This window comes from Flavonifractor plautii ATCC 29863, assembly GCF_000239295.1.
Classification (GTDB): Bacteria; Bacillota; Clostridia; order Oscillospirales; family Oscillospiraceae; genus Flavonifractor; species Flavonifractor plautii.
Genome location: NZ_JH417781.1, coordinates 1 through 566, shown reverse-complemented (window position 1 = coordinate 566; position 566 = coordinate 1). Strand labels below are relative to the sequence as shown.

General features: G+C 59.5%; 2 pseudogenes. Both read right to left on the bottom strand.

The window, feature by feature from the left end:
* Positions 1–271: pseudogene (locus HMPREF0372_RS09985) on the bottom strand (synapsin-1 (Synapsin I)); the annotation flags it as partial.
* A pseudogene (locus HMPREF0372_RS09980) lies at positions 268–566 on the bottom strand (hypothetical protein); the annotation flags it as partial. The pseudogenes HMPREF0372_RS09985 and HMPREF0372_RS09980, both read right to left, overlap by 4 nt.

Sequence of the window (566 nt, the reverse complement as noted above, 5' to 3'; positions counted from 1 at the left end):
GCACTACATAGCTGCCTTTTCCGTTGGCCAGCACCTCACGCCGCCCGGTATCATCCCGGAGACTGGCCATGAGACGCTGGCCCAGGCGCTTGCGGTAGCTGTCCTGGAGGGCCTCCACATCCCCGCACACGCCATGTTTTTTCAGGATCGCGGCGATCTCGCTGGAGTGGATCTCCATTCCCTTGAACAACGCCTCCAGGATCTCCTGCTCCGCCTCTGGCGGCAGCTTGGGCGATGGGGTCAGCTTTGCACCCGCGTTTTCCCACTTCATCGTTCCGCCTCCTTCCGCTTTTTCTGAGGGGGATGCAGCGCTTTTTCGGGCGGCGGATTTCCGCGCCAGGACTCTGGGGCCATGGAATTGATATGGCGGAGCATATCCCGCACATTTGTACAGGTGAATTCCGGCTGTTCAAATCCATGGCGCTCCGTGTAGATGGTCCACTTATGGGTCTCATGGGGACTGTCCCGGATGACCACAAAATATCTCCCGTTGCGGTCGCCACGCAGCGGTTCAAACCGCACGTCATCATAAAGCGGGCCGGACAGCGGGCAGTTGTTCTTGAACC